Below are 15034 nucleotides of genomic sequence, written 5' to 3'. Positions count from 1 at the left end.
TGTTTATCCTCTTTGAATATACGATAGGTTTGTATAAGTATTCGTTGGGTTGTTTTGTATCACATACGTTACATTTTAGAACTCTTTCATATATTTGATTTTTTAAGGAACTATCAATAATAATAATACTTTTAACAATCTGTTTCATGCAACCAGATACTAAACCAACTAACGATCAAAAAGAAAGTGAAATTGACCTGGGTGTTTTCTTAAACCTTGTGGGGAAATTATTTTCCTCGATAGCAACGGCTGTCGGATCGTTCTTTTCTTTTTTATTTCAGCTTATCCTTTCCATTTTTATTTTTATTAAGCGAAAAATTGCATGGTTAGTAGCAGGATTACTGGCAGGTTTAAGCCTGGGCTTATACTTTTATTTTAAAGAAGGCCCGGTGTATTATTCAGATGTGGTAGTAAGATCAGGCCTTGGAAGTTCCAGACCGCTGTATAATACTATAGACTATTTTAATGCATTAATTGGTGATGACAGAATAAAAGAGCTTACTGATGTATTTGACATTACAGAAACAGATAGTAGAAAATTAATCGGGTTTGAAATATCACCTATAGATGATGAGCTTGAAACTGTCAAACTATATAAAGACTTTATATCAGATTATAACCGTAATAACCCGATCAATGACACACAAAGAATAGTTATTAATTATGCTGATTTCAGGAACAACCTTACTGGTGTTAATTATCCGCTACAGCGTATAAGGGTGTATAGCCACAGCCCAGAGATATACCGAAGCATACAGACCGGCTTAGTCAAAAATTTAGAACAAAACAAAGACCTTATAACGTTACAGGACAAATTCAGAAATGTACTAAAAGAAGAAGAAGCCTTGTTAAGCCGCTCTTTAATAGGCTTAGATTCTTTACGCATTGCTTATAATAAAAGTATTGCGCAGGGAAATGCTAAAGGTGAAGGAGGGAATGTAGTAATGGGAAGCAACAATAAAAATTTCAGCAATCCTGAAATAGAACTATACGATAAAGAAATGCAATTGAAAGATGCAATAACCGGTATACGGAATAAGCTTATTGAGCAGCAAAGCACCTTCCGCATCACTTCAGACATTAATAAAAGAGGCGTAAAAGTTTCGGGTTATAACCAGAGGTTTTTCAGGTATGGCTGGGTGGGACTGCTCATTTCATTTTTCCTGGTATTACTCATTGAATGTTACAGGTTCTTGGATAAAATGGATAAAAAGCAAAGCCCGAAATATCCTGAACCCGATAAATAAACAGACAACTTTAAAAAATATTCAGTAATGCTTTATCTGTCATACGGCGAAATGCTGTCAGGGGAAAGATTATTGTTGCAATTACATGGTAGTAATGGCCTTAGCTTGTAACAAATGTTTAAAAGATTATCTCAAATAGCTTTCCTTACCGGTGCCGCGCATGTATTTACCTTAGTTGCACTGAAATTCCTTTCAAAAAACACTTCAGCTGCCACGTTAACTTCAATTGGAGAAATTGATTCCATATTTCAGCTATTAGTAAGCATCCTCGGTTTTGGTTTACAGCTTTCGGCGGTGCGGCATATCGCGATGGAGAAAAACTGGAAGCCATTTTATTACCATACACAAAGAGCAAGGATCACATTAGGACTGCTAATGATGGGGGTTTCCCTGTTTACTCCTATATATCCAGCTTGCTGGCTTTTTATATTCGCTCCTGTCTTTGCATTAAGCGGGGATTATGCTTTATATGGAAGAGGTCAGCCTGTTAAAGGCGCCGTATGGACCTTTTTCAGAACATTCATACCATCCTTATTACTTATTGTATTCGTCTTTATCAATAAAAGATATCTTGCAGCCGCGTATGTAAGCAGCACAGTAGCTGTATTTGGGATCACTGGTTTTGCCATCTCACGCCAGCTCCAATGCAAATACCTGATATCTCCGGTCTTACCCGCTTTAAAATTATATCTTCAGAATATAAGCCTGGGTATTGCCACCGTAGTAATGTATATACTGGGATTGGGGTTGCTGTTCGTTGCGTCTTTTTTTTATAATGAACAGGTGCTGGCGGTGAGTTACCTCGGTTTAAAGTTATACGTTATTTTTAAAGGTATAATGCGGATCATTAATCAATCGTTCGTAAAGGAAATGATACACGATGAAATGACACTCAAAGCAGATGAGCTTTCTATTCTTGTTGGCTCCTCCTTCCTCGGCGCTTCCCTTATTTTCCCGAAAAGCATGATTACTATATTTTTTGGATCACAATACACAACATTTACAGGTTTTATCATCCTAATTGGCATATCTGCATTAGTGATGTGTATTTTTATAAGCTTTCATACCCGTTCGCTTTTTAAGAAGAAAGATAAAATGTACGCAAAGTATGCGGCTGCCGCTGCTATCACATCAATGGTTATTGTTATTGTACTGTCTTTTTTCAGACAAAGTCCCCTCAATATCGGATTGGCCTTATTGACAGGCGAACTGATATTTGCCGCAGGCCTGGTTTATATCAATAAAGACGCGGCAATATTATTGCGGATTAAATTTCTGCTCACATCGCTTTTATGCTTGCTGCTTCCTCTGATCATAAGATATCTTCTGGGTGATACTTTTGCCGGCCTTTACACCGGGATGGGAATGCTGGGAGGATTGTATATTGCCGTCAATTACCGGAAATTATTCAAGACAAATCTCAACTTCAAATAAGTTTGAAATATCCCACTATTATATGGAATAAACTTTTTAGCATAGAGGGTCTGGTTGTCCTTTATTTCTTTTTGCTGCTGTTTTTTGGTAAAGCATTTACCAAATTCCAGATTGCAGGACCACTTTACCTGCACGATCTTTATTTGGGAATGCTCACGCTGGTGGCATTGAATAACAGAAAAAAATTAACCCTGCGTTTTATACCTGTTCTTATCATCATCCTGATTGCATTTATTTACCTTGCATTTAGCCTTGCTTACTACAAACCCAGGGGAGAAATGCTTATCATTACTTTCCGGCAATTCAATCTGATCATATATCTTTTATGCAGCTATCTGCTCTTTAATTTACTGGTAAAAGACAACGATGCTATCCGGAAGATCATTGCGCTCCTTCTGTACCTTTCAGGAGCGTCTGTTATACTTCAGATCGCTTTTATTTTATACGGTTATCTTTTTATAAACAATTTTTCTCTTTTCAGGGAGGGGGAATACAATTATTTTTCCCCGTTGATCATATTTGGTATTATAGCCTATGCTGCAGTATCATTGGCTTATGAAGAAAAAAACCTTACCCGCTTCTTAAAATTCCTGGGCTGCCTGGTTTTATCAACTACCCTCGGACATTCTTCTGCTTTCCTGGCCATTTTTTGCATTGGTTTACTCTATTTTTTTATGCGGATAAAGCCTATACAAAGACTAATAGCCGTTTGCATTATCCTTTCAGCTCTTCTCATTTTATTTCTTTTGCCTCAATTCAGGGATGCCAATGCCGGCTGGAGGTTATTATACTGGGGGCATGTATTAAAAGAGTCCGTTGTAACAAAATATGCGGTGCTGGGCAGTGGTTTTGGACGGCCGTTTATGAGCTATGGCTTCGCAGTATATATCAATGAAACCATTCATTCCGCCATCATGATAGACGAATATTACCCGATGGCACGCTATCTTTCGCCGCCCCACAATTCATGGCTTTCATTTGTTTTTCATATCGGGCTGCTCCCCACTCTTTTATTGATGCTACCATTAAAAAATGTCGGGCTCACCGTTATGCTTTCACCCCTGCCTGCCAACAGGAACAAATTATTTTTGCTACTTGCCTTTGCAGGCTGCTTTGTTTGGGTATCTTTTAATGTAATATTGGAACTTCCCCACTCGGCAGTATACTTTTGGCTAATCTATTTTACAACAGCTTATGCATTTAAATACAGATCACAATGGGAAATATAATTAATTTACCCAAAAATTGGTTTTGCAATTATCATGGTACCCTTACTATACCGTGGAAAAACAAGCTTAATAAAATGAATAGTATTTAAAAGGAAGGCTACTACCTTTTTTTAATCTGGAAAAAATACTATTATTTGCACTATCAAAATTAATTTTTTCCCGCGCGGCAATATTTTGTATTATTAAAAAAGAGAATTTATCCAGTAAGGATTTGAGAGAGTTAAAATTTAAAATAAAAAATATGACGGAAAAAATTTACACGGAAGAAAATGGTGAATATTTAAAAAACAATCCTACTTGGCATGTTGAAGACTCTCCCTGGAAGGCAAAACAAGTTCTTAAGATGCTGAACCGAAATCCTGATATTAACCCTAAATCTATTGTGGAAATAGGCTGCGGCGCCGGTGAAATATTAAACCAGTTATATTTATCAATGCCTGATGATGTAAATTTTACAGGTTATGATATTTCTGTTGATGCGATAAACCTTGCCAAGACAAGAGCAAAAGAAAGATTAACATTTAAACATGAAAATTTCCTGGATACAAATTTAAAGCCTGATTTATTACTGATGATTGATGTTTTTGAGCATGTTGATGATTACCTGGGTTTTTTGAGGTTGTCCAAAAACAAGGCAAAGAATACAATATTTCATATACCACTGGATCTGTCAGTTCTGGGGATATTGAGAAATATACCGATGGTTAATCGAATTTCTGTTGGTCACTTGCATTATTTTATGAAGGGAACAGCGATTGCGACATTGGTTGATGCCGGTTATGAGGTTGTAGATTTCTTTTATACTGCAGGTATGCTGGATTTGCCAAGAAAAACACTAAATGCAAAAATTGCATTTTTACCAAGGAAACTAATGTATAAGGTAAATGAAGATATGGCTGCAAAGCTATTGGGAGGCTTCTCATTATTGGTTCTTGCAAAATAATTGACGTACTTGAGAATTTGACGTTCATCATACTAAAGTTTAGTGATCACATTTTTCTCCAGACTTATGAGGGGACATCAATCTCTTACCAGAGATCAGGGGGAGATAAGCAGTAGTATCTAAAAATATGCCACAGGATAACATATTTTTGCAGGATTGATAAATAAGATGAAAAAAATACTGTTTATAGTTCAACTACCCCCTCCCGTTCACGGCGCTTCGCTTATTAACAGCTATATTGTTAACAACCCACTTTTAAAGGAAAAGTTTTCTGTTAAGGTATTACCCCTGCAATTTGCAAGCGCTATAGCCGATATTGGTAAGTTTTCTTTAAAAAAACTACTGCTAATACCTGGTTTTGCCGTCAACCTGGTTTGGACTCTCTTTATTTTCCGGCCAGCGCTTGTTTATTATAATCTTGCACCAGCGGGTCTCGCGTTTTATAGAGATGCCTTATATGCTCTGATGATAAAAGCCAGCGGCTGCAAACTAGCACTGCATATTCAGGGACAGGGCGTTGAGGAAAACAGCGGCAAACGGAAGTGGAAAAAATGGCTGTACAAACAGGTTTTCAGAAACAGCTTCCCCATTTGTCTTGCGGAACGTTTATATACCGACATTGAATCAGTGCACAGGGGAAAATATTACATATTAAACTGTGCCATCCCCGTACAGGATGATTTACCTCCAAAGCAAATAAACAAATATCCTGTATTTATTTTTTTATCAAATCTATATAAAAGCAAAGGGATATTAACTTTTCTGGATAGCATGAAAATACTGAAGCAGAGGGGAATGCATTTTAAGGCAATGGTGGTAGGAAACACTGGTGATTTCACTATTGATGCCGCAAATGCTTATGTAAATGCAAACAACCTCGCTGATAATATTAAAGTTATCGGCCCGTTATATGGTGAAGAAAAATTTGAAGCACTTTGTGCTGCCGATTATTTTATATTTCCTACGGTTAAAGAAGCTTTCCCGCTCACTATTTTAGAGGCGATGCAATGCGGGCTAGTTACGGTTTCCACTTTCACCGGCGCTATCCCGGACATGATTACCGATGGATTAAACGGGAAACTTTGTAACAGCACCGATCCGCAAGCCTGGGCAACCCTTCTTGAAAACCTGGTTAATGACCCGGAAAGTGCAAAGCAGATGAGGGAAACAGCCCGCAGTGAATTCCATGAAAAGTATACCCTTGAAATTTTTGATAGGAACGTGTTTACTATTATCCAGGATATTTTAAACAAACAATAAAGATGTGTGGCATAGCAGGTTTTATTCATTTCAACGATCCCGTTGGACTGGCTCAAATGGCGAACAAGGTACAGCAGCACCGCGGCCCCGACAGTCAGCACCACTGGCTGCATAATAATGTATGCTTTGCGCATCAAAGATTATCTATCATAGATATTGACAAGAGATCAGATCAGCCTTTTACAAAAGGTAACCTCACCATTATATTTAACGGTGAGATATACAACTATGAGGCGTTAAAAGATCAGATCCGACAACTTGATCCCTCAGTGGAATTTAAAACCACTTCCGATACTGAAGTATTGCTTGAGCTTTACCGCATTAAAAAAGAGAAATGCCTTGATGACCTGAATGGAATGTTTGTTTTTGCCATTTTTGAAACTGATACCAATAAACTTTTCATTGCGCGGGATCATTTTGGAATAAAACCTTTGTTTTACACCCGGATCAAAAATGCTTTCGCCTTTTCTTCCGAACTGAAAACATTACTCAAGATACCTGAAGTAAATAAAACACTTAATAAAAAAGCCCTGGTGGCTGCCGTTAATTACCTGTGGATCCCCGGAGATATTACCTGCTTCGAAAATATACACAAGCTGCCGGCAGCGCATTATATACTCCTGGATGTTACACGCGGATTGCGGGAAATTAACCCCAGAAGATATTGGGAGCTAAAGGAAAGTGCCTTTATTGAAAATGAAGCTGAAGCAATTGCGAAGCTGAAAGCATGCATGGAAGATTCCGTTAAAAGACACATGACCGCTGATGTGCCGGTTAGCGCTTTCCTCAGCGGAGGGCTTGACTCCTCGCTGATATCAGTATTGGCCGAAAAGCATAACAGCCGGCTATCCACCTATACAATTGCTACTTCTGAAAAAGACAAAAGGGCAGAACAGATGCCGGAAGATGAACAGTATGCCAAAAAGCTGGCAACATTGCACCATTTCGATCACAATGAAATCCTGGTAGAAGCAGATATTGTTAACGATCTGAAAGAGATGGTTTACACGCTTGATGAACCTATTGGCGATCCGGCGGCATTGAATACGCATCTTATTTGTACGGCAGCGAGAAAAAAAGGGGTAAAGGTTTTATTGTCGGGGATGGGAGCCGATGAAATTTTCTTTGGTTACCGCAGGCATAAAGCAATACTGCTGGCGGAAAGGTATAAAAAAATACCCGCTGTAATAAGAACCCAGATCACAAGATTGACGGGAGCCTTGCCCGTTAAGCAGGGTAAAAAAGGCATTCGTTTGTTCCGATGGGCCAAGCGTTTTGTTTCTTTTGCAAATTTAAGCACTGAAGAAGCGTATATGAGAAGCTATTCTTATTACAGCGCAACGGAAATACAGCAACTGTTCAGGGAAGATATAACGGCGGAATATGACTGGCTGCGAAACCAGCACAAAAATATTTTTAATAAACTTTTTAAAAATGATCTGGTTAACCAGGTCTGTCATACAGATATTCATATGTTCATGCAGGGCTTAAACCTCAGCTATACCGACAGGGCTTCTATGGCGGCTTCCGTTGAAGTAAGAGTGCCCTTTATTGATAAGGAGGTTATAGAACTGGCGATGCAGATTTCCGGCAGTCTCAAGTATAAACACAAACAAAGCAAGTATATATTAAAAAAAGCAGCAGAAGATTATTTACCCAGAGAAATCATATATCGTCCGAAGGCCTCTTTTGGCGCACCCATCCGCTCCTGGATCAGCGGGGAATTGCGGCCGCTGGTTGATGAACTACTCAGTGAGGACGCTGTAAATCAACGGGGCATTTTTAATTACCACTACATCAGGAAGATCGTTGATAACGACAGAAAAGGAACAGAAGATAATGCATACAGATTATATATGCTTATAACAATGGAATTGTGGTTCAGACAATATATAGATTGAAAAAATGTTAAATACTACGACATGATTTCTGTGAACTATGCCTGGCAACAGATTTTCATCCTTTTTTAAAAGAAGCGATTTTTGAATATTTACATTAAGTCCAATATCTCATTGCATGCTATTGCACTTGTACCCATTTTGATTGCCGGGACAATACTCCTATCTTCCTGCTCCAAGAATGAAAGCACTATTTTTGAGATCAATGCTTCGCCTGATATACCGGATTCCGACCTTTTGTCCAATGCAGATTTTTCCATCTGGGATAGTGCCAATACTTTGCCCCAAAACTGGCAAATGAGACAGATTTATCAGAATACAGATGTATTTACTCATTCAGCCAGCGGATTGAGCATAAAAAGCAATTCACAAGGAGAACATATTTTATTTCAAACGATAAAAGTAAATCCGAATACCTTTTATAAAGTGACCATAGTCATCAAATATGATATCAATAATTATAATGCAGGGGGAGTATATGTATTTGATACAGCCACCCGTATGCTCCTGGGAAAATATGAAAAAGCAAACAGTGAGGGCGAAGCACAATTTGAATTTCTTTTTAACAGCCGGAATGCCCATAGTGTGAGCATAGAAATTGGCTTTCTGGATGGTATGTCGGGTTCTTTTGATTGTGGCCCGGTTCAGATTGTGCAACAAGATTATGAACCGCATATATCTAAAACGGGCTTTTCAGATTACCTGAATCAAAAGATGCTGCTATCTTTTGACGCCGATCAATTCGATAGCAGTATTTCTTTACTGTGCGATTATCTGAACAGTGTTTTGCAGTCTGTAATCAAAAGATATGATTTATTTGCAGGTGAATTACCCGAATTACAAACACTGTTAGTGAACCGTACCGAATATGTTTACCTGCCGTATTATCTAAGCGTACCCGACAGTGCTTCCATTGCCTATTGTCAGCGATCATCGTTAAGCCTGCAGGGGATACTGACCAATGAATTCAATATTCCCACAAGAGCCATACACCTGCAGGATGACACACAAACCGGGTTCCACCAGTTTCTTGAATACTGGAATCCCTTTCACGAAAAGTGGATAGTAATAGATCCTTATTTCTCCTTCAGGTACTGGAACAAAGATGGCACTTTTCTTTCCGGCGAAGAATTGCAAAACGAAACGGCTCCCTGGGATAAGATAATCCCATTCGGACAATATGCGTTTAGCACATCAATAGAAGAGCTACAGGAAATGTGGCATAATAAAGCGTCCTTTGTAATCAAGCCGTCTTACCAATTATCTTACCCCTTTTAGCATTTTCGGCGAAAGGTTTATGTTGTAAGTAAATAGTAACCGATCTAAGGTTATATAAATGCAATATAATACATTTGTTCACCTGCAATATTGCCGATGACGATGTAAAGTATATAATAGCTTCAATGAAACAAGTGATTCAAAATTTTAAAACAGGTGAATTGTATGTAGATGAGGTGCCTGTCCCGGCATTAAGCAGGGGCATGGTTTTAATAGAAAATAAATTTTCATTAATCAGTGCAGGCACGGAAAGGAGTACGGTAAAAGTAGCAAAGGCTAACCTGCTGGGAAAGGCAAGGCAACGTCCCGACCTGGTGGCGCAAGTTATACAAAACGTAAGGAAAGAAGGGCTGAAGGCTACCCTTGAAAAAGTACGTACGAAATTAGATACGCTAAAAGCATTAGGTTATAGTACTGCCGGTAGTGTAAAAGTTTCCATGGACACTAACCATTTCTTTAAGCCCGGTGACCGTGTGGCGTGCGCAGGACAGGATTACGCATCTCATGCCGAAATGATCTGCGTTCCTCAAAACCTGGTAGTTAAAGTTCCTGATACCATTTCCTATGAAGAAGCGAGTTTTACTACGTTAGGAGCAATAGCCATGCAGGGCGTGCGGCAGGCCGATCCCAAACTTGGGGAAACAGTTTGTGTAATTGGGTTAGGCCTTCTTGGACTGATCACCTGCCAGTTACTGAAAGCCAATGGCTGTAAAGTACTTGGCATTGATATTTCTGGGTCGCTTGTTCAGCTTGCCCGCGATCTGGGCGCTGACAATGCCGTTCAGCGTAGCGATGCTAACCTTATGGCTATGGCTAACCAGTTCACCAATGGCCACGGATTTGACAGCGTAATTATCACCGCGGCCACCTCCTCAAACGATCCTATAGAATTATCTGCTGAAATTACACGCAAAAAAGGAAAAGTGATAGCCGTTGGAGCCATTAAACTGGATGTGCCCAGGGATCCTCATTTCTATCGTAAAGAACTGGACTTAAGACTTTCCTGTTCGTATGGACCAGGCCGTTATGATGTGCAATATGAAGAAAAAGGTATTGATTATCCTTACGCCTATGTAAGGTGGACAGAGCAGCGGAATATGGAAGCGTTTCTTCAACTGGTAGCACAGGGCAGTATTAACATTAAACCACTCATCACCCATACATTTGATATAACAGAAGCGGAAGCCGCTTATGATATTGTAACAGGAAAAGTGCAGGAACCACATATTGGTATTCTGCTGCATTATCCCAACAATGACAGCAAGTTCATACACACAAAAATCATTCAACACACTATAACACCGCATCAGCATATTGAGGCGGGCTTTATAGGCGCAGGGAGCTTCGCCCAAAGTTACCTCATCCCAAACGTAAAAAACTTTGGAGGAGGATTAAAAGTAGTAGTAACCTCAAAGGGTATTACAGCACAAAATGTAGCTCAGAAATTTTCCTTTAGCAGTGCATCATCAGACAGTAAGGACATTATTCGCAATAAGGAAATAAATACGGTTTTTATTGCTACACCGCACAATTCGCATGCTCCATATGTAATAGAAGCGCTACAAGCAGGAAAAAATGTTTTTGTTGAAAAGCCGCTTGCAATGAATGATGAGGAACTGGAAGATGTGAAAGCCTGTTACGATCAAGTGGGAGGGATACTGATGGTTGGATTCAACCGTAGGTTTTCGCCGGTAGCAATTGCATTGAAACAAAATTTTAAGGGTATTAATGATCCCCTGGTAATGAATTACAGGGTGAACGCCGGTTTTATTCCTAAGGATCACTGGACCCAGGATGAACAAACCGGCGGGGGAAGGATCATTGGTGAAGTATGCCACTTTATAGATCTGATGCAATACTTTACGGAAGCGCTACCCCAAACGGTATTTGCCCAATGCATCCATTCGGCTAATGAACTTAATAAGAATGACGATAATATTGTTATCAATATCCAGCTTACAGACGGATCGGTGGGGAGTATTGTATACGTGGCTACCGGTGATAAAGCATTACCAAAGGAACGGCTGGAGATTTACGGAGGAGGAAAAATTGGCATCATCAATGATTTCAGGGGCGGTGAATGGTACAGCAATAACAAAATGACTAAATTAAAAATGGAAGGAAAAGGACATAAACAGGAAGTTCATGCATTTCTTAACGCGATAAAGGAAGGACATCCCTCACCTATTTCTTTTGAATCCATATATGCTACCACTAAAGCAACTTTAAAAATTTTAGACAGTTTACACACTGGTTTGCCGCAGCAACTATAAATTTGACTTTTTTTTGTTGACCACCGATAATATATACAGGTATAGCTTACTGGGTGTGGCCTTCCTTCTACCGTCACCCTTTTATGGAGGAGTATTGTTTTTTTTATCTATAGCAGGCGTTTGCTGGATCACACAAAAAAATCACCGGCAGCTGCCGGGCTCTTTATATAAAAACCAGGTATTGCTGCCCGCTTTACTCTATCTATACATAGTTGCGGGATTCTTTTTCTCCGAAAATTTCAGGGTAGCTCTAAGCACATTATCCACCATGCTGCCCTTTATTTTATTCCCTGTTTTTATAGGTACCTCCCCTCTCATCAACAGGAAATTACTCCGGAAGATTAATATCTCTTTCCTCATTTCCATAACGGCAACCTTATTATTTGCCGTGGTGTACAATATTATTAATATAGCGGCAACAGGTATTAGCAGCGTAATGCTGTTTGACGGGTATTATCATAAGCTACACTCATTCGGACTAACCAATATTTACTATAACTGGCATCCCACATATGGTGCAGCTTTTGCCAATCTTGGGATTGCTATATTATTCCATCTTTACTTTACACCCAAAAACAGCCACACGCGTAGTCAGAAAATACTGATGCTGTGTACAGCGTTGTTTTTAAGCACTAGTATTTTTCTACTCGATTCGCTCGTTGGAATTGGTGCCTATTTTATATTATTGCTGTTTCTGTTCATAAAACAGCGAAAACACCGCGGGTACTTTAACACTACCTTCAAAAAAATTTTAGCTTTATCTGTATTACTCATTGGTATTGCCATTTTATACATTAACCCTTTTGAAAATGCTAAAATTGATTCGCTGAAAAATAAACCAATCCTTATTACTGATGTTCAGTCGGAAAGAAATTTATTTACTATCAGGCTGGCAAAATGGAGTGTGTACTACGACATCTTTACATCTGAACCCTTTTTTGGAACGACACTGGGGGATATAGCAGATATAAGAAAAGAAAACTATACCAAAAGAGGATTCGATTACCTCGCACTTCACAATTATAATGCGCACAATCAATATATGGAAATACTTGCGGCACTCGGTGTAGTGGGTTTGTCTGTTTTCCTTATGCTTCTCTTTTCCCCTCTTGGCTGGAGCGGAGTTAATGCTTTATATTTTCCCTTTTTTATCATATGCCTGATTACATTCTGCACAGAATCGGTATTGCACAGGCAGCAGGGCATATTGTTTTTTATGTTTTTCTATTCTCTCTATACGCATTTTAATTTGCGTAAAAACTCTTCTTAATGGCATACCGGATGCGCTCATGGCTATTAAGAAGAAGTGTACGATTTTCCGGATAGTTTATACTTAATAAGCAGTTGTATAAATTTAAAATTGCCAACAAGATATCTTTTAAACATCCTGCGTGGTTCCTGGTAAACCCGAAATAGCCATTCCAATCCCAAACGTTGCATCCACAAAGGTGCTCTCTTAACATAACCTGCCACTACATCGAAGCTCCCGCCTACCCCCATTATAAAATTCACATTTTTAAGTGTATCCCTGTTCTCATATAAAAAAATTTCTTTTATAGGAGATGTGATGGCTACAAACAGCATATGGGCATTGCTGTTATCTATCTGGAGCGCTATCTCTTTTTCATCTTCCTTTTTGAAATATCCGTTCCTGTAACCTGCAATAATTTCAGGAGAATATTGAATGCTATACCTGGAAACCAGTTCCTCCAGTACATTTTGTTTAGCCCCCAGGAAAAATATTTTATACTGATTCTTAAAAGCAAGTTCCACCAGGTTACTCATAAGATCAATACCCGCAACACGTTCTTTTAGAGGAGTACCGAGCAACTTAGAAGCCCATACCACAGCCTGTCCATCGGCATTAATAATATCAGCATTTATAACACTTTCTCTTAACTGCGTATCGGAGTGCATAGAAACAATCTTTCCTGCATTTACTACGGTATGATGAATATGTTCCTTTCGTTCTATTGCAAATTTTATTATATCCAGCGTCTCGCTCATCGTAAGATTATCAATTGGAGTACCCATCAGGTGGATCCTTTCTTTCATAACAGATATTTAGCGCGTAAAATTATTTAAAATCATACAAGAGCACATAAAACAGGTAATAGGGCAATGATACTCGTGCATCAATATGAAATATTCCTTTAACGGTACGTTTTATAATAGCTTAATGCGTAAAACATCCATGCCTGTGCCCATCGCATGTAAGGAATTCTGGAACTGAAGTAGCGTTTTCTCTGATAAAAAAAATAGCCACTTTCATCCTGCATATGTGTAATTGTCCAAAGCAATACTTTTTCTGCAAGTTTACGGTATTGTTCCAGTTGCCCTAATTTGGCAAGGGTAACTATTAATTGAGCAGGGGCATGTATGTCTATGGGATACAAACTGTTATGGTAATATTTAGATATCCCTTCGTTGGTAAAAAAGGTTTCAATGTAATATTTGAGCCCTTTATCAATGTTTAAAGTAAATGAGTCATCCCCTGCATACAATTGATAGGCATGTATGCACTCCAGATTAAAACCTGTATGAAAATTATCTATCCAGGAATGATAAGGCAAAGTACCGTAGCTCCATGCACCGTTTCCCTGCTGGTGATCGCAGCTAAACTGTACCGCCTTTTGTGCCGTTAACTTTAATGTTTCGTCCAGGGTATAATAATACGCCCTGCTTAATAATTTTGCCCCTAACAGGGAGGCATTAAAAACGATTGTGTGGTCAATAGGAGAATAAGAAAATGAAAAATCTCCTTTAGCATCGTATGTTCTGTTGAGGTCCTTCAAAACAAAGTTTGAAGCAGACAATGCGGTATCGCGATATTTCGTTTCACCTGTAATTTCAAAAGCATTGAATAAAGCATCTGCAACAAAAGATGTAGCCACTACAGTTGGAGTATCCGCGGGTTGAAAAAAGGCCCTTGCCTGCCAATCGAAATAGTATCCCCAGCAACTACCTGAATATCCTGTACATTGTAATTCAATAATTTTATTTGCCAGGAAATGAATTTTGTCGCTTAATGCAGTGCTGGCTTCCGTCTTATACAAATTACAATATCCCGTAAGAAAAAGACCAAGGCCCTTGGCGTTATATTCTTTGGCAATGAAAACAAGCGGGCGCAGATTTACCGGATTGCGTTTAAATAGCTGGATCCATGTAAGCCGGAAAAAACGATTATTCCTGATAAGCGGCAGACCCTGGAAAATCTTACTCGTTAATCCATCGTAGGGATCCCATCCTTTATAACCTTCCCTCTCACAATACCCTTTCAGCCGGTTGAAACTATCTTCGAAAATATTATCCATAATTCAAAAATCTTGTGCGGGAAATTGAAGGTATAATGAAAATAAATACAACAAGATAAAAATAGTACACAAAATAATACCCTGTACTGAATTTGGAGTGGGTGTGTAAACGGCAACCAGGTAAATATTCAACGGTATTCTGATACAATACAAAATGA

11 protein-coding genes are annotated in these 15034 nt (G+C 38.9%); 9 read left to right on the top strand and 2 right to left on the bottom strand.

Going from position 1 to position 15034, the window contains the following annotated elements:
• Positions 1-146: 146 nt before the first annotated feature.
• From VL121_RS19355 to VL121_RS19315, 9 genes are all read left to right on the top strand, one after another.
• Positions 147-1247: a hypothetical protein gene (locus tag VL121_RS19355; RefSeq protein ID WP_325408258.1), complete on the top strand. Its 1101-nt coding sequence runs from the start codon at positions 147-149 to the stop codon at positions 1245-1247.
• Positions 1248-1361: 114 nt separating this feature from the next.
• Positions 1362-2681, top strand: coding sequence for a hypothetical protein (locus VL121_RS19350; RefSeq protein WP_325408257.1), 1320 nt, complete (start codon positions 1362-1364; stop codon positions 2679-2681).
• A 2-nt stretch (positions 2682-2683) separates the two neighbouring features.
• Positions 2684-3910 carry a hypothetical protein gene (locus VL121_RS19345; protein WP_325408256.1) on the top strand — a complete coding sequence of 409 codons (1227 nt, stop codon included), beginning with the start codon at positions 2684-2686 and terminating at the stop codon, positions 3908-3910.
• 241 nt (positions 3911-4151) lie between these two features.
• Positions 4152-4853, top strand: a complete 702-nt coding sequence (locus VL121_RS19340) for a class I SAM-dependent methyltransferase (protein ID WP_325408255.1) — start codon at positions 4152-4154, stop codon at positions 4851-4853.
• A 168-nt stretch (positions 4854-5021) separates the two neighbouring features.
• Positions 5022-6113, top strand: a complete 1092-nt coding sequence (locus VL121_RS19335; RefSeq protein WP_325408254.1) for a glycosyltransferase family 4 protein — start codon at positions 5022-5024, stop codon at positions 6111-6113.
• Positions 6114-6115: 2 nt separating this feature from the next.
• Positions 6116-8014, top strand: a complete 1899-nt coding sequence (gene asnB, locus VL121_RS19330; RefSeq protein WP_325408253.1) for an asparagine synthase (glutamine-hydrolyzing) — start codon at positions 6116-6118, stop codon at positions 8012-8014.
• 81 nt (positions 8015-8095) lie between these two features.
• Complete coding sequence (locus VL121_RS19325; RefSeq protein ID WP_325408252.1) at positions 8096-9289, top strand: hypothetical protein; 1194 nt, start codon at positions 8096-8098, stop codon at positions 9287-9289.
• A 125-nt stretch (positions 9290-9414) separates the two neighbouring features.
• On the top strand, positions 9415-11562 hold the full coding sequence (locus tag VL121_RS19320; RefSeq protein ID WP_325408251.1) for a bi-domain-containing oxidoreductase: 2148 nt from the start codon (positions 9415-9417) through the stop codon (positions 11560-11562).
• A 13-nt stretch (positions 11563-11575) separates the two neighbouring features.
• Complete coding sequence (locus VL121_RS19315; RefSeq protein ID WP_325408250.1) at positions 11576-12832, top strand: O-antigen ligase family protein; 1257 nt, start codon at positions 11576-11578, stop codon at positions 12830-12832.
• Between the two features lie 26 nt (positions 12833-12858).
• Here VL121_RS19315 and VL121_RS19310 read toward each other — a convergent pair whose 3' ends face one another.
• The gene (locus tag VL121_RS19310) at positions 12859-13617 is read right to left on the bottom strand and encodes a WecB/TagA/CpsF family glycosyltransferase (protein WP_325408249.1); all 759 of its coding nucleotides are present in this window, start codon (positions 13615-13617) and stop codon (positions 12859-12861) included.
• A 98-nt stretch (positions 13618-13715) separates the two neighbouring features.
• Positions 13716-14876 (bottom strand): prenyltransferase/squalene oxidase repeat-containing protein, encoded by a 1161-nt coding sequence (locus VL121_RS19305; protein ID WP_325408248.1) that lies wholly within the window; start codon positions 14874-14876, stop codon positions 13716-13718.
• Positions 14877-15034: the final 158 nt, after the last annotated feature.

Origin of the sequence: Agriterribacter sp. (genome assembly GCF_035497235.1) — a bacterium.
Taxonomy (GTDB): domain Bacteria; phylum Bacteroidota; class Bacteroidia; order Chitinophagales; family Chitinophagaceae; genus Agriterribacter.
The sequence above is the reverse complement of the archived record's forward strand: the minus strand, read 5'-3'. Positions and strand labels throughout refer to the sequence as shown.